This window comes from Streptomyces mayteni (genome assembly GCF_054783955.1).
The window spans coordinates 58,060-79,422 of sequence record NZ_BAAGPR010000006.1 but is presented as its reverse complement, the minus strand read 5'-3'; the positions used below and the strand labels follow the sequence as shown (position 1 = coordinate 79,422).

The window sequence follows — 21,363 nt, the reverse complement described above, 5'->3', positions numbered from 1 at the left end:
GTTCCTCCTTCCCCACCACCGTGGCGTCAGCCCTCGTCAGGGCCACCGCCGTTGTCCTTCTCGGGCGCGCTCTCGTCCTGGTCGGCGGGCTTGCCCGGCTGCGGCTCGGCCACTCCGACCCTGGCCGGGCGAATCGTCCGGTCGCCGATTCGGTACCCCGGCTGGAGGATCTGCACGCACGTGGTCTCCGCGACGTCCGGCGAGTAGCTGTGCATCAGGGCCTCGTGGATCATCGGGTCGAAGGGCTCGCCCTCCTTGCCGAACTGGGCGAGGCCCATCTTCGCCGCCACCATCTCGAGCGACTCAGCGACGTGCTTGAAGCCGCCGACCAGCTCGCCGTGGTCCCGCGCGCGACCGATGTCGTCCAGCACCGGCAGCAGTTCGGTGAGGAGGTTGGCGATCGCCACCTCCTTGACGGCGATCCGGTCGCGCTCGACGCGCCGGCGGTAGTTCTGGAACTCCGCCTGGAGCCGCTGCACGTCCTGGGTGCGCTCGTTCAGCGCCGAGCGAGCCTGGTCGAGCTGGGCGGTCAGCGCCACGTCCTGGAGGTCGGCAGCCGACGGCTCGGGGATCGTGTCCCCGGCCGCCGTGTCCGCGCCGGCCCGCTCGGGGGACTCGGCGGCGGACTCGGCCGGCACGTCCTGGTTCGCCGCCTCGGCGTCGGGGACCTCGGGCTCCTTGTCGAAGCCCTGCGGGTCCTGCGTCACGCGGCACCGCCCTTCGGCTTGTCGTCGTCCACGATCTCGGCGTCGACGACGTCCTCGTCGGCACCCTGCGCGCCCGGCGCGGCGCCGGGCGCCGCGCCACCGGCGGCCTGGGCCGCCTGCGCGTCCGCGTACATGGCCTGGCCAAGCTTCTGGCTGGTGGCGGCCAACGTCTCGGACGCCTCGCGGATGGCCGCGGTGTCCTCGCCCTTCAGCTGCTCGGCCAGCTCGGCGATGGCGGCCTCGACCTCGGTCTTGACGTCGCCGGGGACCTTCTCCGCGTTCTCCTTGAGGAAGTTCTCCGTCGTGTACTTCAGCTGCTCGGCCTGGTTGCGCGTCTCGGCGGCCTCGCGGCGGCGCTTGTCCTCCTCCGCGTACTGCTCGGCGTCGCGCATCATCCGCTCGATGTCGTCCTTCGGAAGCGCAGAGCCTCCGGTGACGGTCATCCGCTGCTCCTTGCCGGTACCGAGGTCCTTGGCGGAGACGTGCATGATGCCGTTGGCGTCGATGTCGAAGGTGACCTCGATCTGCGGGATCCCGCGCGGCGCCGGCGGAAGACCGGTCAGCTCGAACATGCCGAGCTTCTTGTTGTAGGCCGCGATCTCGCGCTCGCCCTGGTAGACCTGGATCTGCACGGACGGCTGGTTGTCCTCGGCCGTGGTGAAGATCTCGGAGCGCTTGGTCGGGATCGTGGTGTTGCGCTCGATCAGCTTGGTCATGATGCCGCCCTTGGTCTCGATGCCGAGGGACAGCGGGGTGACGTCGAGCAGCAGGACGTCCTTGACCTCGCCCTTGAGCACACCGGCCTGGAGGCTGGCGCCGATGGCCACGACCTCGTCCGGGTTGACGCCCTTGTTGGCCTCCTTGCCGCCGGTGAGCTCACGCACCAGACCGGCGACGGCGGGCATCCGGGTCGAGCCACCGACCAGCACCACGTGGTCGATCTCGGAGAGCTGGATGCCGGCGTCCTTGATCACGTTGTGGAACGGGGTCTTGCAGCGCTCCAGCAGATCGGAGGTGAGCTGCTGGAACTGCGCCCTGGTGAGCTTCTCGTCCATGTGCAGCGGGCCCTCGGCCGAGGCCGTGATGTAGGGCAGGTTGATCGTGGTCTCGGTGGAGGAGGAGAGCTCGATCTTCGCCTTCTCCGCGGACTCGCGCAGCCGCTGGAGGGCCATCTTGTCCTTGGAGAGGTCGACGCCGTGCGCGTTGGCGAACTGGCGGACCAGGTGGTCCACGACGCGCTGGTCCCAGTCGTCGCCACCGAGGTGGTTGTCACCGTTGGTGGCCTTGACCTCGACCACGCCGTCGCCGATCTCGAGCAGCGAGACGTCGAAGGTGCCGCCACCGAGGTCGAAGACGAGGATGGTCTGGTCGTCCTTCTCCAGGCCGTAGGCGAGGGCGGCCGCGGTCGGCTCGTTCACGATCCGCAGCACGTTCAGACCGGCGATCTCGCCGGCTTCCTTGGTGGCCTGGCGCTCGTGGTCGTTGAAGTACGCCGGGACGGTGATCACCGCGTCGGTGACCTTCTCGCCCAGGTACGCCTCGGCGTCCCGCTTGAGCTTCTGCAGGATGAAGGCGCTGATCTGCTGCGGGTTGAAGTCCTTGCCGTCCAGGCCGATCTTCCAGTCGGTGCCCATGTGGCGCTTGACCGACCGGATCGTCCGGTCCACGTTGGTGACGGCCTGGCGCTTGGCGACCTCGCCGACCAGCACCTCGCCGTTCTTCGCGAAGGCCACAACGGACGGCGTGGTCCTGGCGCCCTCGGCGTTGGTGATGACGGTGGGCTCACCGCCTTCGAGAACACTGACGACGGAGTTCGTCGTACCCAGGTCGATGCCGACCGCACGTGCCATTTCAGTTTCCTCCGGCTGCTTGACGTCGCTGGCTTGAGCGTAACTGACTCAAGACTGCCTCAGCCGGCACCTCCAGTCAAATGACCTGAGCGAACCTGACTCAACTCTTATCCTGACCTTACACTCAAGCGATTACTCTCCGTGACCATGAGAGTTCTACAAGCCCGAATCGAAGGACACCTCACCCTCGACATCCGGATCCGAGCCCGCGTCTGGTTCGGAGTCCAGGCTGAGGGAGAGGAGCGCCACGTCGTCCCTGATCTCCTCGGCGAAGGCCGTGAGGTCCCGCCAGACAAAGTCCACCACGGCACTCGGCGGCAGCACACCGTCCGCCCCGAGCCGGCTGGCGAGCCGGTCGAGCAGCGGGTAGAACGTGCCGTCCGGCCCCCGCGCCTCCGTCACCCCGTCCGTGTAGCCGAGCAGCACGTCGCCCGCCGAGAGCTCGACGTCGGTGAGCCGGGGCGCGCCCCCGCCGGACACCCCGAGCCCGAGCGGCGGTCCGGGCGGAGCGGTCAGCTCGCGCACCGTGCCACCCCTGAGCAGCAGCGGCGGCGGATGCCCGCAGCTCACGAGCCTGACCACCGTCCCGCCCTGAGGGAACTCGAGCAGAAGCGCCGTGGCGAACAGCTCGACTCGGTCGCCCGCCTCGAGCCGCAGCCGCCGGTCGACGCGCGCCGCCACCCCCTCGAGCCCCGCCTCGTCGAGCACTGCCTCCCGAAAGGTGCCGAGAATCGAGGCGACGGTGCCCACCGCGGCGACCCCGTGCCCCTGCACGTCCCCGACGAGCGCCCGCACGCCGCGCGGCCCCGCCCGCACGTCGTAGAGGTCCCCGCCGACCAGGGCGCCGCGTTGCGCCGCGCGGTAGAGCCCGGCGCAACGCACCGGTCCGACCCGTTCGGGAAGCGGCGGAAGCACCGCGCGCTGGGCGGCCTCCGCCACGCTGCGGAACACCACCAGGTCGCGGGTGTAGCGCGCCCTGAGCCACGACACCAGCACACTGAACACGGTGATGGCCACCACCGCGGCCAGGTCGCCGCCCGAGACGTGGCCGGGGCGGGTCACGGGAAGCGCGAGCAGCACGACCACCGCCGCGCCGAGCACCGTCGTCAGCCCCGGTCCGTAGATCAGCCCCGTCAGCGGCGGCAGCGCGGACAGCAGGTAGCCGAACTGCTGGGAGCGCGGCTCGGCCAGCTGGGCGACGGCCGTGCCGATCAGCAGCGCGGCCGGCAGCAGGCGCAGCCAGCGCGGCAGCACCTGGGCGGGCCCGGCGCCGGGCAGCGGGCCAGGAAGAGGCAGCGTCACGGCGGAGCCGGCCGTCCGGGCGACAGCGGCAGAGGCAGAGGCAGAGGCGGCAGCCGCCTCGGAGGGGCGGTCAGGCCGTCATCGTCACCGGCGCGTCGCCCGCACGCCGAGGAGGCGCCGCCGCCGGCGACCCGGCCGGCCGGCGCGGCGGAGTCGGCCCGGGGCGCGGCGGCCGGGCGCCGCGCGCGCTCAGCCATGCGCGGCGCTCCGCAGCCGGGCCGCCTCGGCGCGGATCTCGGGAAGCTTGGTGTACAGCACGTCGCCGGGGCAGTAGGTCTCCACGATGTCGCGATGTCCGGAGATCACGTCGAGCTCGGCCGGGTCGCCGGCCGGCACCCGGCTGTCGTCGTTGGTGGAGACCATCCGCACCTCGCCCCGCGGGTCGGTGCCGGGCCGCAGTTTCCAGGCCGCGATCTTGGCGATCGCCGACACCAGCACGGCCGGCACGCTGCCCTCGGTGCCGAAGTCGCCGAGCGCCGCGATGCCCACGCTGTCCGCGTTGAAGCCCGTGGTGTGCGCCCCCTGCACGAAGCGGTCGGCGCCGCCTCCCCGGCCCTCGTAGATGGTGCCGCAGCGGTCGACCACGAAGTTGTAGCCGACGTCGTCCCAGCCCTTCCACAGGACATGGTCCTGCTGCATGCCTCGCAGCATCTCCGGCACGTCGGCGCAGTCGTAGTCGTCCGGGTGGTTGGTGTGGTGCACGAAGACGGCCCGGGCCGCCCCGGTGTAGGTGACGGGCTCGGTGCGCAGTTCCTCGTCGGCACCCCAGCTCGCGCGGGTGATGACGGGAGGCGCGGCCGTGGGGCGCTCCACGGCGGGAAACGATCTCTCGGCGGAGGCCGGCGGCGTGGCGCCGACGAACGGCGGCGTGTCCCAGGTCACCAGGCTGGCGATGGGCAGGATGGCGGCGGCCCACAGGGCGATCCGGCGAACCCACATGCGAACTCCCGAGGTCCGGCCCTCAGGGCAGGATCTTGACGGCGCTCGACCAGTTGAGGCCGAGTCGCTCCTGGGCCGCCATGTGAAGGAACTGAAAGGCCTCCAGTTCCCGGGCGCGGCGTAGCGGTCCCACGTCCAGCGGCCGCAGGCCGCCGGAGGCGGCCAGCTCGGCCACGGCTCGCTTGGCGTCCTCGTCGTCGCCCGCGATCAGTACGTCCAGCGGTTGTCCGGCCACCTGGCCCGACAACAGGGTCGCGGCGAAGGTGGTGTTGAAGGCCTTCACCACCGGGGCGCCCGGGGCGGCCTCGGCCGCGATCTCCTCGGCCGCCGAGGTGCTGGCCGGCACCGCCAGCGAGTCGAACGTGGAGAAGTCCACCGGGTTGGAGATGTCCACGACGACGGATCCGGTCAGGGCGGTGCCGTAGTCGGCGGCCACCTCTCGGCCGGCCGGGTAGGGCACGGCGAGCACCACCAGGTCCGCGTCCTCGACGGCGATCGCGTCGGACTGGTGCACGTCACCTTCACCGCCGGGAGCTGCCCGGCGCAGTTCGTCGGCGAGGGCGGCCGCCTGCTCGGCGGAGCGGCCTATCAGCCGCACCGTGTGCCCGCCGGCCAGCGCGCGGGTCGCTATGCCACGGGCCATGCTGCCCGTGCCCACAATGGTGATGATCACCTCTCCATGCCAGCACGAGCGTCAGGAGCACGCATCTCGGCCGACGGCTCGGTCCCGGGCACCGACGGGTGCTCAGGCCCGCTCCGGCAGCGGCCGGTCGGCGCGCAGGTCGGCGAAGAGTTCGTCGGCGAGTTGGTGGTCGAGCGTCAGCCGGTTGGGTCGCTCGGGGTGGGGCACCGTGGGCACGGTGTGGAAGGAGACGCCGCCGTCCGGCACCGCCCGCAGATCGGCCACCAGACCGGACAGCGCGTCGAGGGAGTCGAGCCCGGGGTCGGCGGTGATCGACGAGGTCACCGCGGCGAGCACGGGGTAGAGCTTGGCCGGGTTGGCCAGGGTTCCCTGGGTCGTCACCTTCTCGTAGACGCGCCCGAGGAACTCCTGCTGGCGCATGAGCCGGTTGAGGTCGCTGCCGTCGCCGACGTAGACCCGGGCCCTGACGTAGGCGAGTGCCTGCTCGCCGTCGAGCAGGTGGCGGCCGGCGCTGAGGTCGTGGCCCACGTTGGGGTCGTGCTCGTCCTCGGCGAGCTCCACCTCCACCCCGCCGACGGCGTCCACGATGTCCGCGAAGCCCTCGAAGCCGACGACGACGTGGTGGTCGATCCGGACGCCGGTCAGTTGTTCGAGGGTGCGGATCGTGCAGGCCGCCCCGCCGAACTGGAACGCCCAGTTGAACTGCGCGTGCTGCGGCTCGCTTGTCGTGCCCTCGGGGGTGCGGCAGCCGGGGATGTCCACGACGATGTCGCGCGGCACGTTGACGGCCTGGGCCCGCTCGCCGTCGCCTGACAGGTGCAGCAGCAGCACGGTGTCGGAGCGGGCGTTTCCGGTGCCCGAGCCGAAGTCCTCGCCGATCACGAGGACGTTCCTGGCCCTTCCGGTGCCCGCGTGGGGCCGTTCCGCGGCGTGCGCGTCGAGTTCGCGCGTCGCGGCGTGGTCGGTGCGGATGTTGCCCTCCAGCGAGTGGAAGGCCCAGAGGGCGGTCCCGGCCGCGATGGCGAGCAGTGCGCCGAAGGCGAGGAGCAGCCACCACAGCACTCCGTGACCGCGTGACGTGTGTGCGAACAAACGACTGCCCAGCCTTCCGGTGCGCGCTCGATGTCGGTCCATCGTGCGCGCACCGGAGACCCATTGAAGGCTTTTGGGATTATTTGTCCGCGACTTCCCTCGATCGGCCGCCGACCGGCCGGTCGATGGGCCCTTCTCCCGCGACCGGTTCCGGTGGCCGCCCGGAGATCAGCAGCGCCGGCAGTACCGCGGCGGCCATGACCAGCACGCCCCAGACGTAGGTGTGCTGGTAGCCACCGGCCAACGCGGCCGGGTCGCCGGCTCCGGCCCGGGTGGAGAGCTGCCCGGCCAACACCATGGAGATCATCGCGGGGCCGATGGCCCCGGCGACCTGGGAGGTGATGTTGAGCAGGGTGGAGGCGGCCGGCGCGTCCGCCGTGGAGATGGCGCGGGTGGCGGCCGCGATGTTCGGCATCATCACCATGCCCACGCCGGTCCCCATCACCGCCAGGGTGATCCCCAGCCGGAGGTAGGAGGCGTCCGGCTCGGCCTGGGCGGCGAAGGCGGCGAGCCCGGTCGTCGCCAGCAGGACCCCGGGCAGCACGATCAGCCGCGGCGGGATCCGGTCTATCAGCCGGCCCGTCACCTGCATCATGGTTCCGGCGGCGAGCCCGAGCGGCGCGCACAGCAGCCCGGAGACCAACACCGACGTGTCGCGCACCTCCTGGTAGTACATGGGCGCCAGGAGCATCGACCCGAAGTAGCCGGTGACGAAGAGCAGCGAGGTCACAGCCCCGACGGCCAGTGGCCGGCGCCGCAGCAGCCGCAGGTCGAGCAGTGGCTCGTCGACCGTCAGCGCCCGGGCCACGAATCCGATCACGAGCGCGATCCCCGCGAGCACCGGGAGGAACGACGCGGGGTTGCCGAGCCCGTCGGTCCCCTCGCTGGCCCGGGTCAGCCCGTAGATCACGGCGGCGAGGCCCGGCGAGAGCATCAGCAGCCCCGGCACGTCGAGCCGGCGGCCCGGCCGTGGCGCGTCGGCCGGGAGGATCCGGCGGGCCAGCACCACGGTGAGCAGCCCGATCGGGAGGTTGATGAAGAACATCCAGCGCCAGGAGATCTCGTCCACCAGCCAGCCTCCGAGCACCGGTCCGGCGACGGGCCCCACCAGGATGGGCAGTCCGAGCAGCGACATCATGGCGCCCTGCCGGCCCTCCTGGGCGGCGACCCGGATGATGATCGCCATGCCCACCGGCATCACCATGCCGCCGCCGAGGCCCTGCAGCACCCGGAAGCCGATCAGCGACTCCGCGTTCCAGGCCAGCCCGGCGAGGCCGGAGCCGACCGTGAACAGGCCCATGGCAAGCAGGTAGAGGCGCCGGCTGCCGAACCGCGCCATGGCCCAGGCGGTGGCCGGGATGACCGCGGCCAGGGCGAGCGTGTAGCCGGAGGCGATCCACTGGATGGTGGTCAGCGGCACGTCGAACTCGCGGGCCAGCGGGTTGAGCGCGACGTTGACGATCGTGGTGTCCAGGACCGTCGTCAGCGCGCCGAGCACGATGACGCCGGCAACCGCCCGGGCGTTCACGAGGCGTACGGGCGGGTCGCCCGGGCGTCGCGGAGCACGTGTCCCCACCAGGCGAGTTGGTCGAGCATCGCCTTGGCCGCCCGCCCGCAGCCCTCGGTGTCCACGGGCCGGCCGGCGGCGTCGAACCGCTCCCAGGCGTTGTGGAAGCTCACGGTGTCCCGGATGGTGACGGCGTGCAGCTCGGCGAAGACGACCCGCAGATGCTCGACCGCCCGCAGGCCGCCGGACATGGCGCCGTAGGAGACGAAGGCGACGGGCTTGGCCTGCCACTCCCCGCGGTGCCAGTCGATCACGTTCTTGAGCGCCGCCGGATAGCTGTGGTTGTACTCGGGGGTGACCACGACGAAGGCGTCCGCCGCGGCGAGCCTGGGCGACAGCGCCCCCGGGGTGGGGTCCGCGCCGTATCCGCCCATGTCCAACGGCAGCTCGGCGTCCGCCACGTCCACGGCGTCCGCCGTCATGTCGGATCGTCGCCGCACCTGATCCGCGGCCCAGACCGCGACCGCCGGCCCGAACCTGCCGGCCCTCACGCTGCCCCCGATCACCGCGACGGCCAGCTCACGCCGTTCCTGCTCCATGTGTACGTCCCCTTTCCCGGACACGCTTCCCGTGCACGGGTCAGGCTCGTATCTCAACATAACTTGAAGTCAAGTCGCGCCTCGGACGGCCGGGCGAGGCGGCCCACAGGGCTGATGTCGATCCGCTGGTCAGGTGAAGTTACCCTCCAGTAGGATTTCGCTGAGCTATCTTGCAAGCCCTCGTCGGCCCGACCGCCAGCCGAGCCACAGCCCCACCTCATCCGCACGCCGAGGAGCCGCCGTCATGCAACTCGCCGCGATCGTCGTCTCGCTGGTGCTCACCGCGGTCGCCGTCGCGCTGTTCGGCCGGGCCGTCGTGGAGATCGTCCGCCGTCTCCGCCTCGGTCAGCCCGTGCCGAAGGGCCAGCGCACCGACGACCCCCGCCAGCGCACCCTGACCCTGGCCCGCGAGTTCCTCGGCCACACCCGGATGAACCGCTGGGCACCCGTCGGCATCGCCCACTGGTTCGTGGCGATCGGCTTCCTCACCCTCGGCCTGACCATCCTCCAGGCCTACGGCCAGCTCTTCCAGGCGGACTGGACGCTCCCCGTGCTCGGCGGCTTCGTCCCGTACGAGATGTACATCGAGTTCATCGCGCTGATGACGACCCTCGGCATCGCGGCCCTGATCGTCATCCGGCAGCTCAGCCTGCCCTCCAGGGCCGGGCGCAAGTCCAGGTTCGCCGGCTCCACCGCCTGGCAGGCCTACTTCGTCGAGTACGTCATCCTCACCATCGGCGTCTGCATCCTGCTGCTCCGCGGCCTCGAAGGAGCCCTGCACCACGTCGCCGGCTACGAGGCGTCCTACTTCGTCAGCTACCCGCTGGTCGCCGCCTTCGACGGGCTGTCCACCGGCGCCCTGCAGAACCTCGTCTACCTCGTCGCCCTGATCAAACTCGGCACCACCATGGTCTGGGCCATCACCGTCGGCATGAACACCGACATGGGCGTCGCCTGGCACCGCTTCCTGGCCTTTCCCAACATCTGGTTCAAGCGGAACGCGGACGGCGCCACGGCCCTCGGCGCGCTCCAGCCCATGACCTCGGGCGGCCAACCCATCGACTTCGAAGACCCAGAGGAGGACGCCCAGTTCGGCGTCTCCCAGATCGAGCACTTCTCCTGGAAGGGCCTGCTCGACTTCTCCACCTGCACCGAGTGCGGCCGTTGCCAGTCCCAGTGTCCCGCCTGGAACACCGGCAAGCCGCTCTCGCCCAAGCTGCTGATCATGTCCCTGCGGGACCACGCGCACGCCACCGCGCCCTACCTGCTGGCCGGCGAGACCACCGACCGCCCCCTGGTCGCGCCCGCCGACCAGAACGGCGTGATCGACCCCGACGTCCTCTGGTCCTGCACCACCTGCGGCGCCTGCGTCGAGCAGTGTCCGGTCGACATCGAGCACGTCGACCACATCGTCGACATGCGCCGCTACCAGGTGATGATCGAGTCCTCGTTCCCGAGCGAGGCCGGCACCATGCTCAAGAACCTGGAGCGCAAGGGAAACCCCTGGGGCCTGGCCAAGAAGAAGCGCCTGGAGTGGACCGCGGAGGTCGACTTCGACGTCCCCGTCGTCGGCCAGGACGTCGAGAACCTCACCGACATCGAGTACCTCTACTGGGTCGGCTGCGCCGGCGCCCTCGAGGACCGCGCCAGGAAGACCACCAAGGCCTTCGCCGAACTGCTGCACATCGCCGGCGTCTCCTTCGCGATCATGGGCGGCGACGAGTCGTGCACCGGCGACTCCGCCCGCCGGCTGGGCAACGAGTTCCTGTTCCAGCAGCTCGGCCAGCAGAACGTGGAGACCCTCAACGAGGCCGCCGCCAGGAAGATCGTCACCACCTGCCCGCACTGCTTCAACACCATCGCCAACGAGTACCCCCAGCTCGGCGGCCACTACGAGGTCATCCACCACACCCAGCTGCTCCAGCACCTCGTCGACGCCGGCAGGCTGCTGCCGGTCACCCCCGTCGAGGGCCTGATCACCTACCACGACCCCTGCTACCTCGGCCGCCACAACAAGGTCTACACCCCGCCGCGCGAGATCATCGGCCGCGTCCCCGGCCTGCGCAACGAGGAGATGCACCGCCACAAGGAGCGCGGCTTCTGCTGCGGCGCCGGCGGCGCCCGCATGTGGATGGAGGAGCGCATCGGCAAGCGGGTCAACGACGAACGGGTCGACGAGGCGCTCTCGCTCAACCCGGACATCATCTCCACGGCCTGCCCGTTCTGCCTCGTCATGTTGACCGATTCGGTCAACGGCAAGCAGGCCGCCGACACCGCGGGCGCCATCAAGGACGACCTGCGCGTCGTTGACGTCGCCCAGCTCCTCCTCGAATCCGTCCGAAAGCCGGACAACGGGGACGCCAAGGCCCCCGCCTCGGCTCCCGAACCCGCTCCGGAACCGGCCGGATAGCACCCTTGTCCCGCCCGTTCGGGCATGTCATGATCGCCGCGACCGGGCGGTGGGCGGGTTGCCGGGGGAGTCGAGCGAGCCTGGGGAACGTCCACACCGCGCTCGCGGCGACGGGCGAGGCTTATCTCGACCCCTCCGGCGCATTCCACCCGCCGAGAGGCGGTACGTTCGTACTCGTGGCCGGTTTCAGGAACGATCGCGACGACCAGCAGCCCCCGTACGGACAACCGCCGTACGGGCAGCACCCCACCTACCCACAGCCCACTCCCGGCGGCTACCCCCCGGGATACGGCGCGCCCGACCCGTACGCGGCTCAGCCCTACCCCGCGGGACCTGACGACCAGGCCCCGGCCGGCGACGCGCCCCCGCCCGGGCCCCCGCTCCCCTGGAAGCAGTTGCTCGTCGGCGTCGTCTTCCGGCCCAGCCCCACCTTCTGGCGCATGCGGGACTACGCGATGTGGGTCCCGGCGCTGATCGTCACCTTCCTCTACGGCCTGCTCGCCGTCTTCGGCCTGGACAGCGCCCGCGAGTCCGTCCTCGACTCCACGGCCTCCACGCTGGCGCCCTACCTGCTGATCACCGGCGTGGTCATGGTGCTCGGCGCGCTCCTCCTCGGCACCGTCACCCACAACCTGGCCCGCCAGTTCGGCGGCAACGGCATCTGGGCGCCGACGACGGGCCTGGCCATGTTGATCATGACGCTGACGGACGTCCCCAGGCTCGCCCTGGCGCTCTTCCTCGGTGGCGCCAACCCCATTGTCCAGCTGGTGGGTTGGGCCACCTGGCTCCTCGCGGGACTGCTCTTCACCATGATGATCAGCCGCTCCCACGAGATCCCGTGGCCACGCGCGCTCGCGGCCTCGGCGATCCAGCTGATCGCCGTCCTGATGCTGGTCAAGTTGGGCACCCTCTAGCCACCCTGTAGCCTCGGGGCGTGCTGCTGTCAGACAAGGACATCCAGACCGAAATCGACACCGGCCGGGTACGGATCGATCCCTACGACCCGGCGATGGTCCAGCCGTCGAGCATCGACGTTCGGCTGGACCGCTACTTCCGGATCTTCGAGAACCACCGCTACCCGCACATCGACCCGGCCACCGAACAGCCCGATCTGACCCGCACGATCGAGCCCCCGGGCGACGAGCCGTTCATCCTGCACCCCGGGGAGTTCGTCCTCGCCTCGACCTACGAGGTGATCAGCCTCCCCGACGACCTGGCCTCCCGCCTCGAGGGCAAGAGCTCCCTCGGCCGCCTCGGGCTCCTCACCCACTCCACGGCCGGCTTCATCGACCCCGGCTTCTCCGGCCACGTCACGCTCGAACTCTCCAACGTGGCCACGCTTCCCATCAAGCTCTGGCCCGGCATGAAGATCGGCCAACTCTGCATGTTCCGGCTGAGCTCCCCGGCCGAACGCCCATACGGCTCGGCCGAGGTCGGCTCCCGCTACCAGGGCCAGCGCGGCCCTACGCCCTCCCGCTCATACCTGAACTTCCACCGGTCCCGGACCTGACGCCCCCACCGGCACCGCACTCCGCAACCGCGCACACCGCGGACACCGCAACAACCGCCCGGGCCCGATCCGCTCACTCCCCAACTGCTGCAAGGGAAACCGCGACGTACTGAACACGTGCCCCTCGGCACAGCGGACGACGGTGACACTCTCGAAGGCTGCCTGCAACGCTTCCCTCTCCCTGCTCCGGCTGACGACCGTCACCCTAGGGGAAGCCACTGACATCACCCGCGCAGCCACTCCGGCGTACCCCGCCGACCGCCACATGCGGTAAGCTGCTCCTGGCGAGCAGCCATCCGGCTGCTCCGCGCGGGCGTAGTTTAATGGTAGAACATGAGCTTCCCAAGCTCAGAGCGCGAGTTCGATTCTCGTCGCCCGCTCCAGCAGTGAAGGCCCAGGTCAGGGACGGTGTCCCGAACCTGGGCCGTTGTGCTCTGTGGACCCATTAGCCGCCGCGTGCCAGGTCCGTGCCAGAAGCGCCGCCGCCCTCCTTCTCGTGCGCCGTCTTCGTAGCGGCCTCCTGCTCGGCACGCCCCGGGCATCGACGAGCCAGGTAGCGACCTGCGACTGTCGCTCCCGTATGGAGTGCTACTGAACTTGATTGGGTGATGTCGGGCTGTTGGCCTGCGATGGTGAGGTGTATTGCTCGCGGCGTGCACCTGAGGCGCCCGGGCGGGCCGCCCGGCGGCCGTCAGGGCGGCGACAGCGGGAGGACGACCGAATCGTAGGGCTCGAATACGACGCCATGGGGGCCTTCGACGTTGAAGAAGTCGCGGAAGGCGTACCCGTCCGTGAGCATTTCGTGGAGGAAGCTGCTCAGGGAGTGCTCGTACTGTTCCACTTCGTCGCCGCTGCGGAGGTTGACGCCGATGGTCCACTTCTCCGGATCGTTCTCCGCCGCGATCCAGAAACCGTAGCCGCCGTTGTCGGTCCAGAAGCACGGGTGCAGTTGCCCCGGCCCGAACAGCGGCCGCCACTTCTCCCCGTCTTCGGCGGGCGGATCAGCGGCCGTCCACCGACCGGCGTTCGCCTCCTCGGTGTCGATCCGCTCCTGCTCGACGAGCTGATCCACAAACCCGCCGGGCTCCTTCAGCGACCGCTCCCCGTCGAACAGGTTGCCAAAGTCGCTCACGCTCGCCGGGTGCAGCACGTTCACGAATTCGCCGAAGCCGCCGGGCGGGAGCCGCTCGCACAGCCGCTTGTAGTCGGAGGGCAGCGGGTGCCCCAAGGCCGCCTCGATCGCCGGCCAGTCCAGCCGCCAGGTCTGCGAACTGTGCCAGCCCGCCAGATCAATGATGCGCTGAACGTGATCGTCGCCGGCCACCTGCTGACCCCCGTACGCCGTTGGGCACCTTTCCACGGCGCATGCTATCCACGGCCCGGCGATTGCAAGGCGCACGGGGTGGTGTCGGGCACGGTCATGCTTTGTCCAGAGCCAGGCCGGTTTGGGTGAGGCAGGCATCGATCAGGTGGGGGCGGCGCTGAATCGTCTTCAGGCGATGGATCACGGTGGTGGCCAGGTGGTCGACGCTCGCGGCGGCGAGGTTGCCGAGGGAGCGTTTGAGCAGCGGCCAGACGCCCTCTTGAGGGTTGAGGTCGGGGGCGTAAGCGGGCAAGTGGACCACCGTCAGCCACGCGGCGTTGGCCTCGAAGAACGCCGCGAGCCGGGGCATGCGGTGGACGGCAAGGTTGTCCCACACCAGCACGATCGGACCGCCCAGCTGGCGCCGGGCAGCGACGATCAGGTCGCGGTAATCTCGCCAGGTGAACCCCTTCCGCTCGCCTTTGCGGCCCCGGTGTATGCGAGAGCGGTAGATCAGCCGCGAGCGCTGGGCTCCGCCCCGCCCGATCAGCTGAGCAAGCGTACGGCCCCCTGGCCATGCCCGACCCCAGTCCGGGCAGGACACCGCCCCAGCACTCTCCGGCCGCCCTCGCACGTATCGTCGCGCGCCGTCCATCTCCACAACTCCCCCTCGTTTCCCGTGCTCTGACCTGCACCGCCGGGGGACGACCGCACGCACGGCACGACCGCAGCCCCGGTTACCATCGGCACCGGGGTTCTGCGGAATCCCAACCGGACCACCCCTTGCCTGCCAGGGTTCAGCGGGTGGTCCGGTCTCGTATGCGGTTGTTGATCAAGCGCCTTACGGCGCGTCCCCGTTGCCCTTCTCCAGGTCGAAGTACGGGTTGCCGGGGGCCGGACAGACGCGCCAGAACCACTCGGTCGTGAGCTTGAACTGACGATGCGTGGGGTTCAGCCCCGTATGCCTCAGCGCCCAGGTCTCCACGGGGTTCGGCTCGTTGTCGACGGCCTCCGACTCAGCTCCGCAGGTGATGCACCCGACGCGGAAGATCGCGCGAGGAGCCCCCTCGGCCGTCTCCTCCGTCAACGTCCATTCGGCGGCCTTGATGATCGACCGGGGAGTCATCGGCCCTCCCGGTCGTCACAGTTGGTCAGCGGCTCCACTTGGTCCACCGGAACGTCCCACTCACGGCCACCGCCGACCGGACGCAGCCAGACCCGACTGCCTTGGCGATCCGCGACGCAACCGACCGCGTCACGCGCGATGTCCCGTGCCAGCGCGCCGACTTCCGGCGCTTCTCCCGCGCTCACGAGGCCACGCCCACGCCACGCACAGCCGGCCGGACGGAGGACCGGACCCGTCCAAGCGGCACGGTCGGCATGTCCCCACGCATGCAGGCAGGTCCGGGCGGCACGTCGGTCAGCCGATGGCGGCCCGAGGCCGGAACCAGCCATCGCATCAGCGGCTCGAAGATCCAGACGATAAAGTTCGGCACTGTCGGCGCTCCTTCACAGCGTCGACCATGCCCCGGGCCGTCCAACCACGGCTGCGGGGTTCTTTTCGCTGCGTGATCATCGCGTCGCGGTATGGGACGGAGGAACCTCCGACAAACCCCACTTCGGGACGTCCCGCGTCGGGTAGAACGTCCCTAGTGCCGTCCTGAGGAATGGGGAGAGACTGTGGCGCCGAACGAGCGGCTACGAGCTGTCATGGCAGCCGGCGGCTGGACGTACGCCGACCTGGCGAAGAAGGTCGAGGTGGACCCCAAATCCGTCGAGCGCTGGGTGAACCTCGGGCGTACGCCACGCCGCAGCACGGCTGTTGTGGCAGCGGAGACCCTAGGAGAAGACGTGCACGCACTGTGGCCAGCTCTGCGCCAGGCCCGCCCGGCCCGCGCGATCAGCCCCCAGTTGGTAGCGCTCCACGAGCAGCGCGCCGACATCCCGACGTCCGCGTTCGTGGACATGCTGGTCCAGGCCCGCGAACGGATTGACGTGCTGGTGTACGCGGCAGTCTTCCTCCACGAGGCGTACCCGCGCTTGAACGACGCCCTCAAGGAGCGGGCCGCCGAAGGCTGCACCATCCGTATCGCCATCGGTGACCCCGACAGCGTGCACGTCCAGCAGCGCGGCAAGGAAGAGCGCTTCGGGCACGGTATCGAGTCCCGGTGCCGGTTGGCCCTCATGCACTACCGCCCGCTGATCGGCGTTTCGGGGATCGAAGTGCGCAAGCACAGCACCACGCTCTACAACTCCATCTACCGCGCGGACGACCAGATGCTCGTCAACGCGCACGTCTGGGGAGTCAACGCGTACGGTGCCCCCGTCTGGCACCTCCGCCGCAACGGCGACGGCGGCATGTTCGACACCTACGCCGAGAGCTTCAACGCGGTATGGGCCACCGCGGCCCCGATCGAGGAACGCTGACCATGGCACGAACCGAGTACTACGACGATCCCAACGCGCCCACGCCGAACAGCATGGTCGTCGCCGCTTCCGCAGTCGTCACTGACGACCAGGGCCGCATCCTTCTTCAACGCCGACGGGACAACGACCTCTGGGCACTCCCCGGCGGCGGCATGGAGTTGACCGACTCGCTTCCCGGAACGGCCGTCCGAGAGGTCAAGGAAGAGACCGGCCTCGATGTCGAGATCACCGGTCTTGTAGGCACCTACACCGACCCCCGCCACATCATCGCCTACACGGACGGCGAGGTCCGCCGCCAGTTCAACGTCTGCTTCACCGGCCGCATCACCGGCGGCGAGCTGGAGATCTCCGACGAGTCCACCGAACTCCGCTTCGTCCCTCCGAACGAACTGGCCGACCTCCCCATGCACCACACGCAGCGCCTCAGGATCGATCATTTTCTAGAGAACCGCGCTCAGCCGCACCTCGGCTAGTAACCCAGCAGATCTTGCCGTAGCGGCTTCACCGATCTCAGCGAGGGGTAGACTCCTGCCGCCTTTACGGCAGAGAGGGGCGTCGTGGAGTTCTGGGTCGGTACCGCTATCGCCGTCGCATCATTCGCTTTGGCCGGGGTTGCGCTCGCATGGCAAAAACGGGGTGGGACATTCAAGAGAATTCACTACACCGCTTACCGTGAACAACTATTAATGGACCGCAGCGAAGGCGCATTTGACGATTTCTCGGCAGGTCCCATTAGTGTCCACTTAGAACCAGGCGGACACGAGTTGGTCTGGCCGATGGCATTTAAGCTGAAGCTCGCAAACACGGGCCGCGCCCCCATCACTCCTGATGATTTTTCAGCGCCAATCTCCATCACATTTGGCAACCTCTGCCGCTTCGTAGGTGGCGCCATCGAGGTTAATCGTGGAGCCGTTGAAGAGTTCGTACAGTCAGACTCACTCGAACTCAGCGGGGGAATCTTGAAGATCTCCCCCTTCCTTCTCAACCCGGGGGACCAGATAACGCTGTCAGGGATCTTGAACGGCATTCCCGCAGAAGAAGGTATCACTATCAGCGGAAGGATTGCCGGAGTAGAGACTTTCGCTCGCCTCGCACCTGAAGACGGCGGAATAACAATGAAACTCCTCGGCAGATCCCTTATCTACGATTCCATGGAATCATGGCCCTCGAACCCAGCTCTAGACATTAAAGTCGTAGTACTGCCAAAGTTCCTACCTCTAGACGAGATAGCACCCAGCGGCGCGGACGGCCGGGGAATCTCGACACGAGTAAACGGCACAGCGGTTGAGCACATGCATCAGACGTCGTTCATCATCCGCAATAATTCACAACGAGAAATTCACATCACATCACCCCTGACGTTCGGCGACGAAGCCGATTCGTTCCTCCATCTAATTCGAGCCACCCGGAATGACTCCCCGATCCCCGAGTCGGAATTGGGCAGAATTGTGCACCATGACAGCGGGCAAGTGCGCATTCGAGTCGGGCGCCTGGGCGTAGATGAATTTCTAGCCTTAAGTTTCATCACCGAGGGCGACGTGAGCAACCTGAAGCTGCTTGAGCGTCCGCCTGCAACGGAGGACGTACAAATCATGCGAGCACGGGTAACCGATGACCCGCTCGGCAAAAAGCTACTGGATATGGACCCGAGGATCCTTCTAGTCAGTCGACGGTTCCATAGAAAATTCCATCTTGAGATGCCGCACGCAAAGGCACTCATAAGGCGCATTCGTGAAGCAAGACAGAGGATCCTGCACGGGGATTAAGCCAACTTCACGGGTTCTGACTCTAGGTCTCCACCTCACTCTGATCCAGCGTTGGATGCCGTGCCCGTTACGTGCCCGATGACTCGGTGAACCACGGTCAGTACGGGCTCCCCGCAGCGCTGGCGAAGTGCCCTTCAGTGCGGCGTTCGTGCAGGTCAGAGGGAAGATTCCGGCCGATTGGCGCGGTGATTCCCAAGCTCAGAGCGCGAGTTCGATTCTCGTCGCCCGCTCCAGCAGTGAAGGCCCAGGTCAGGGACACGTTCCCCAGCCTGGGCCGTTGTGTTGTCCGGGCCTCTTGTGCGGTTCGACGGAATCCCACCGTCACGGGTAGTGAGTCGCGCACCGGGCGTGTGACGGCGGGTGGAGCGGAACGGTCATCGTCCGGTCGCATTCGGCGCGTGGAGCGGTCATGGGCGGCTGTGAGCATCTGCGGCGTTCGCCAGCAGAGAGGCTCACACCGTGTCAGCGCTGCCCGTCATGGCCGTTCGTGGCCGGGAAACACCGCCAGTGCCCATCACCGCCACCGCGTATCGCCGGTTCCTGACGTCCCGTGAGGGTGTGGCGCTGAACGCCGCGTTCCTGCAGTGCCCTTCCTGGGCGGAGGTCAAGGAGGGCTGGTGGGGGCAGCTCGTCGGGTGGGGTCCTGACCCGGGGGCCGGGCGGTTGTCCGGGGTGGCGCTGGTGCTGCTGCGGCAGGTGCCGGGTACCCGTAAGTTCTTCGCCTACCTGCCGGAGGGGCCGGTCGCCGACTGGGCCGACCCCGACATCGACGGCTGGCTCGCCCCGCTGCTGCGGCATCTGCGCACGGCGGGCGCGTTCGCGGTACGGATCGGGCCGTCGCCCGACTACCGGCGCTGGAGCGCGGCCCTGGTCAAGGCGGCGTCCGGCCCCGGGCAGCGGCTCGCGGACGTTCTCGCGAGCGAGGTGGATCCGCTGGGCACGGTCGTCGCCGAGCGGCTGCGGGCACGCGGCTGGCACCGGTGCGGCGGCGAGGAGGACGGGGACGCGCAGCCGCGGCACGTCTTCCGGATACCGCTGACCGGCCGCACGCCGGACGACCTGTGGACCGGGCTCAACCAGGAGTGGCGGCGCAACGTGCGGCGGGCGCGGAAGGCCGGGGTGGAGGTGACCGTCGGCAGCGCGGCCGATCTGCCCGAGTTCTACCGGCTGTTGAGGATCACGGAGGAGCGGGACGGCTTCCGGCTCGGGCGGTCGCTGGCCTACTACGAGCGCCAGTACGCGGCCTTCAACGCGGAGGAGCCGGGCAGGATGAAGCTCTACCTCGCCCGGCACGGCGGCGAGACGCTCGCCGCCCACACCATGATCCGGGTGGGCCGCCGGGTCTGGTACCAGACCGGCGCCTCGGCCGACCACCGTCGCGAGGTCCGTCCCTCCAACCTGCTGCAGTGGCGGATGCTGCTCGACGCCCAGGCACTCGGCGCGGAGGTCTACGACATGCGTGGGATACCCTCCACCCTCGATCCCGACGACCGCCCGTACGGGCTGCTGCGCTGGAAGCTCGGCACCGGCGGTGAGGTCGTCGAGACCCTGGGGGAATGGGAGAGACCGTTGGGCGGCACGGCCAACCACGCGCTGTACCGGATGTTCCAGACGTATCTGGCGCGCCGGTGACGGCGGCGCACAGCACGACGGTCGCCTCCGGTGAGGCGGCGCCGCCCCGGGCACCGTCCGTGCTGCGCGGCGGCCTGGTCATGGCCGCCGGGTCGGTCGTCTCGCGGGCGACCGGGTTCGTGCGGTCCGCCGTCGTCGCCGCCGCGATGGGCGTCGGGATGGTCGCCGACGGGTACGCCGTCGGCAACTCCCTGCCGACCATCGTCTACATGCTCCTGATCGGCGGCGCGCTCAACGCCGTCTTCGTCCCCGAGTTGGTCAGGGCGGCCAAGGAACACGGGGACGGCGGCGCCGCGTACACCGACCGGCTGCTCACCGTCTGTCTGCTCGCCCTGCTGGCGCTCACCGCGGTCGCGGTGTGGGCGGCGCCCGCGATCGTCGACGCGTACACCGACTATCCGCCGGACCAGACCGCGATGACGGTCGCCTTCGCCCGCTACTGCCTGCCGCAGATACTCTTCCTCGGGCTGTTCACGCTGCTCGGCCAGGTGCTCAACGCCCGCGGGCACTTCGGCGCGATGATGTGGACGCCGGTCCTCAACAACGTCGTCGTCATCGCGGTCTTCGGTCTCTTTCTCGCGACCCTCGCCACCGGTGAGGGAGGCGTGCTGAGCGGCACCGAGACGGCGCTGCTCGGCTGGGGGACCACGGCGGGCATCGTCGTCCAGGCCCTCGCCCTGCTGCCCGCGCTGCGCGCGGCCCGGTTCCGCTACCGGCCCCGCTTCGACTGGCGCGGCAGCGGCCTCACCCGGCCGCTGCGGAACGCCGGCTGGCTGGTGCTGCTGGTGCTCACCAACCAGGTCGCGTACTGGGTGACGACCAGGCTGGCGACGGCGGCGGGCCTGCGGGCGGAGGCGGCCGGGGTCGACGGCGGCGCCGGATTCAGCGCCTACAACAACGCGTACCTGTTGTGGGCCGTGCCGCACGGGATCATCACGGTGTCGCTGATGACCGCGCTGCTCCCCCGGATGAGCGCGGCGGCCGCCGACGCGGACACCGCGGCGGTGCGACGCGACGTGTCGTACGCGCTGCGCGGCAGTGCGGCGGCCGTCGTTCCCGCGGCGTGCGCGCTCTTCGCGCTCGCGCAGCCCGCGATGGCGCTCGTCTTCCAGTACGGCGAGACGGACGAGGCGGCCGTCGCCGTCATGGCGGGCACGCTGATGGCGTTCGCGCCAGGGCTGATCGCCTTCAGCGGGCAGTACGTCCTCTCCCGCACGTTCTACGCGCTGTCCGACACGCGGACCCCGTTCCTCCTCAACCTGGTGATCGTGAGCCTCAGCGCGGGGCTTTCGGTGCTGGCGTACGTGTCGCTGCCCGCGCGCTGGACGGTGACCGGCATCGCGGCCGGGTACTCGCTCGCGCTGTGGGTGGGTTGGGCCGTCACGGCCCTCGTCCTGGACCGCCGCCTGGCGGCACGGGACGCCCACCCGGGCGCGGTCGCCGCGCAGGCGCGGCTGCTGGTCGCCGCCGTGCCCGCGACGGCGCTCGGGTACGGCGCCGCCCGCTGGGCGGAGGCCGGCGGGGCCCTCGCGTCCGCCGGGGCCGGGGCGGCGGCGATCGCCGCCGCGTTCGTGCTGCTCGCCCGACCGCTGCGACTCACCGAGATCGACGCCCTCGTCGCCGGGGCCGTCGCGCGGCTGCGCCGCCGCTGACGCCCAGGTCTCCGCTCAGGACCG

Annotated in this window: 20 protein-coding genes and 1 tRNA gene; 9 read left to right on the top strand and 12 right to left on the bottom strand. The window is 69.6% G+C overall.

Annotated elements, in window-relative coordinates; genetic code table 11:
* Window positions 1–26: 26 nt before the first annotated feature.
* The 8 genes from grpE to ACYVPE_RS04750 form a co-directional block, all read right to left on the bottom strand.
* On the bottom strand, window positions 27–707 hold the full coding sequence (grpE, locus tag ACYVPE_RS04785; protein ID WP_461032110.1) for a nucleotide exchange factor GrpE: 681 nt from the start codon (window positions 705–707) through the stop codon (window positions 27–29).
* The gene (gene dnaK / locus ACYVPE_RS04780) at window positions 704–2,557 is read right to left on the bottom strand and encodes a molecular chaperone DnaK (RefSeq protein WP_461032109.1); all 1,854 of its coding nucleotides are present in this window, start codon (window positions 2,555–2,557) and stop codon (window positions 704–706) included. Before dnaK ends, grpE begins: the two co-directional genes overlap by 4 nt.
* A 156-nt stretch (window positions 2,558–2,713) precedes the next feature.
* Complete coding sequence (locus ACYVPE_RS04775) at window positions 2,714–3,859, bottom strand: PP2C family protein-serine/threonine phosphatase (protein WP_461032108.1); 1,146 nt, start codon at window positions 3,857–3,859, stop codon at window positions 2,714–2,716.
* A gap of 189 nt (window positions 3,860–4,048) precedes the next feature.
* Window positions 4,049–4,798: a peptidoglycan recognition protein family protein gene (locus ACYVPE_RS04770; RefSeq protein ID WP_461032107.1), complete on the bottom strand. Its 750-nt coding sequence runs from the start codon at window positions 4,796–4,798 to the stop codon at window positions 4,049–4,051.
* A gap of 22 nt (window positions 4,799–4,820) precedes the next feature.
* Window positions 4,821–5,471, bottom strand: coding sequence for an NADPH-dependent F420 reductase (locus ACYVPE_RS04765; protein ID WP_461032106.1), 651 nt, complete (start codon window positions 5,469–5,471; stop codon window positions 4,821–4,823).
* Window positions 5,472–5,543: 72 nt separating this feature from the next.
* Window positions 5,544–6,503, bottom strand: a complete 960-nt coding sequence (locus ACYVPE_RS04760; RefSeq protein ID WP_461032105.1) for an LCP family protein — start codon at window positions 6,501–6,503, stop codon at window positions 5,544–5,546.
* 109 nt (window positions 6,504–6,612) lie between these two features.
* The gene (locus tag ACYVPE_RS04755; RefSeq protein ID WP_461032104.1) at window positions 6,613–8,061 is read right to left on the bottom strand and encodes a DHA2 family efflux MFS transporter permease subunit; all 1,449 of its coding nucleotides are present in this window, start codon (window positions 8,059–8,061) and stop codon (window positions 6,613–6,615) included.
* Complete coding sequence (locus ACYVPE_RS04750) at window positions 8,058–8,639, bottom strand: NADPH-dependent FMN reductase (RefSeq protein ID WP_461032103.1); 582 nt, start codon at window positions 8,637–8,639, stop codon at window positions 8,058–8,060. The genes ACYVPE_RS04755 and ACYVPE_RS04750 overlap by 4 nt, the downstream gene beginning before the upstream one ends.
* 244 nt (window positions 8,640–8,883) lie before the next feature.
* On the opposite strand from ACYVPE_RS04750, the gene ACYVPE_RS04745 reads away from it, so the two are divergent.
* From ACYVPE_RS04745 to dcd, 3 genes are all read left to right on the top strand, one after another.
* Window positions 8,884–11,049 (top strand): (Fe-S)-binding protein, encoded by a 2,166-nt coding sequence (locus ACYVPE_RS04745; protein ID WP_461032102.1) that lies wholly within the window; start codon window positions 8,884–8,886, stop codon window positions 11,047–11,049.
* 176 nt (window positions 11,050–11,225) lie between these two features.
* The gene (locus ACYVPE_RS04740) at window positions 11,226–11,963 is read left to right on the top strand and encodes a YIP1 family protein (RefSeq protein WP_461032101.1); all 738 of its coding nucleotides are present in this window, start codon (window positions 11,226–11,228) and stop codon (window positions 11,961–11,963) included.
* Between the two features lie 20 nt (window positions 11,964–11,983).
* A complete protein-coding gene (dcd, locus tag ACYVPE_RS04735) occupies window positions 11,984–12,559 on the top strand; it encodes a dCTP deaminase (RefSeq protein ID WP_461032100.1) in 576 nt (191 codons plus the stop codon).
* Here dcd and ACYVPE_RS04730 read toward each other — a convergent pair.
* Window positions 12,527–12,727 carry a hypothetical protein gene (locus ACYVPE_RS04730; protein ID WP_132821927.1) on the bottom strand — a complete coding sequence of 67 codons (201 nt, stop codon included), beginning with the start codon at window positions 12,725–12,727 and terminating at the stop codon, window positions 12,527–12,529. The two genes, dcd and ACYVPE_RS04730, sit on opposite strands and share 33 nt — an antisense overlap.
* 141 nt (window positions 12,728–12,868) lie before the next feature.
* Here ACYVPE_RS04730 and ACYVPE_RS04725 point away from each other — a divergent pair.
* A tRNA-Gly gene (locus ACYVPE_RS04725) sits at window positions 12,869–12,942 on the top strand.
* Between the two features lie 308 nt (window positions 12,943–13,250).
* Here the strand turns inward: ACYVPE_RS04725 and ACYVPE_RS04720 are convergent.
* The 3 genes from ACYVPE_RS04720 to ACYVPE_RS04710 form a co-directional block, all read right to left on the bottom strand.
* On the bottom strand, window positions 13,251–13,883 hold the full coding sequence (locus ACYVPE_RS04720; protein ID WP_461032099.1) for a hypothetical protein: 633 nt from the start codon (window positions 13,881–13,883) through the stop codon (window positions 13,251–13,253).
* A 94-nt stretch (window positions 13,884–13,977) separates the two neighbouring features.
* The gene (locus tag ACYVPE_RS04715; protein WP_461032098.1) at window positions 13,978–14,517 is read right to left on the bottom strand and encodes a transposase; all 540 of its coding nucleotides are present in this window, start codon (window positions 14,515–14,517) and stop codon (window positions 13,978–13,980) included.
* A 186-nt stretch (window positions 14,518–14,703) separates the two neighbouring features.
* Window positions 14,704–14,988, bottom strand: a complete 285-nt coding sequence (locus ACYVPE_RS04710; protein WP_461032097.1) for a DUF7848 domain-containing protein — start codon at window positions 14,986–14,988, stop codon at window positions 14,704–14,706.
* 584 nt (window positions 14,989–15,572) lie between these two features.
* On the opposite strand from ACYVPE_RS04710, the gene ACYVPE_RS04705 reads away from it, so the two are divergent.
* The 5 genes from ACYVPE_RS04705 to murJ all read left to right on the top strand — a co-directional run bounded on the left by ACYVPE_RS04705 (window position 15,573) and on the right by murJ (window position 21,339).
* Window positions 15,573–16,289 (top strand): XRE family transcriptional regulator, encoded by a 717-nt coding sequence (locus tag ACYVPE_RS04705; RefSeq protein ID WP_461032187.1) that lies wholly within the window; start codon window positions 15,573–15,575, stop codon window positions 16,287–16,289.
* A 2-nt stretch (window positions 16,290–16,291) separates the two neighbouring features.
* Window positions 16,292–16,762: an NUDIX hydrolase gene (locus ACYVPE_RS04700; protein WP_461032096.1), complete on the top strand. Its 471-nt coding sequence runs from the start codon at window positions 16,292–16,294 to the stop codon at window positions 16,760–16,762.
* Window positions 16,763–16,846: 84 nt separating this feature from the next.
* Entirely contained in the window at window positions 16,847–18,055 is a 1,209-nt protein-coding gene (locus ACYVPE_RS04695) for a hypothetical protein (protein WP_461032095.1), read from the top strand.
* 477 nt (window positions 18,056–18,532) lie between these two features.
* The gene (locus tag ACYVPE_RS04690; RefSeq protein ID WP_461032186.1) at window positions 18,533–19,687 is read left to right on the top strand and encodes a lipid II:glycine glycyltransferase FemX; all 1,155 of its coding nucleotides are present in this window, start codon (window positions 18,533–18,535) and stop codon (window positions 19,685–19,687) included.
* An 80-nt stretch (window positions 19,688–19,767) separates the two neighbouring features.
* Window positions 19,768–21,339, top strand: coding sequence for a murein biosynthesis integral membrane protein MurJ (gene murJ, locus ACYVPE_RS04685; protein WP_461032185.1), 1,572 nt, complete (start codon window positions 19,768–19,770; stop codon window positions 21,337–21,339).
* Window positions 21,340–21,363 lie beyond the last annotated feature (24 nt).

Coding starts and splice junctions, on each gene's coding strand:
- ACYVPE_RS04715 (WP_461032098.1), bottom strand. CDS start 14,517: ATGGACGGCGCGCGACGATACGTGCGAGGGCGGCCGGAGAGTGCTGGG.
- ACYVPE_RS04770 (WP_461032107.1), bottom strand. CDS start 4,798: ATGTGGGTTCGCCGGATCGCCCTGTGGGCCGCCGCCATCCTGCCCATC.
- ACYVPE_RS04700 (WP_461032096.1), top strand. CDS start 16,292: ATGGCACGAACCGAGTACTACGACGATCCCAACGCGCCCACGCCGAAC.
- murJ (WP_461032185.1), top strand. CDS start 19,768: ATGGCCGCCGGGTCGGTCGTCTCGCGGGCGACCGGGTTCGTGCGGTCC.
- ACYVPE_RS04750 (WP_461032103.1), bottom strand. CDS start 8,639: ATGGAGCAGGAACGGCGTGAGCTGGCCGTCGCGGTGATCGGGGGCAGC.
- ACYVPE_RS04705 (WP_461032187.1), top strand. CDS start 15,573: ATGGCAGCCGGCGGCTGGACGTACGCCGACCTGGCGAAGAAGGTCGAG.
- dnaK (WP_461032109.1), bottom strand. CDS start 2,557: ATGGCACGTGCGGTCGGCATCGACCTGGGTACGACGAACTCCGTCGTC.
- ACYVPE_RS04690 (WP_461032186.1), top strand. CDS start 18,533: ATGGCCGTTCGTGGCCGGGAAACACCGCCAGTGCCCATCACCGCCACC.
- ACYVPE_RS04745 (WP_461032102.1), top strand. CDS start 8,884: ATGCAACTCGCCGCGATCGTCGTCTCGCTGGTGCTCACCGCGGTCGCC.
- ACYVPE_RS04710 (WP_461032097.1), bottom strand. CDS start 14,988: ATGACTCCCCGGTCGATCATCAAGGCCGCCGAATGGACGTTGACGGAG.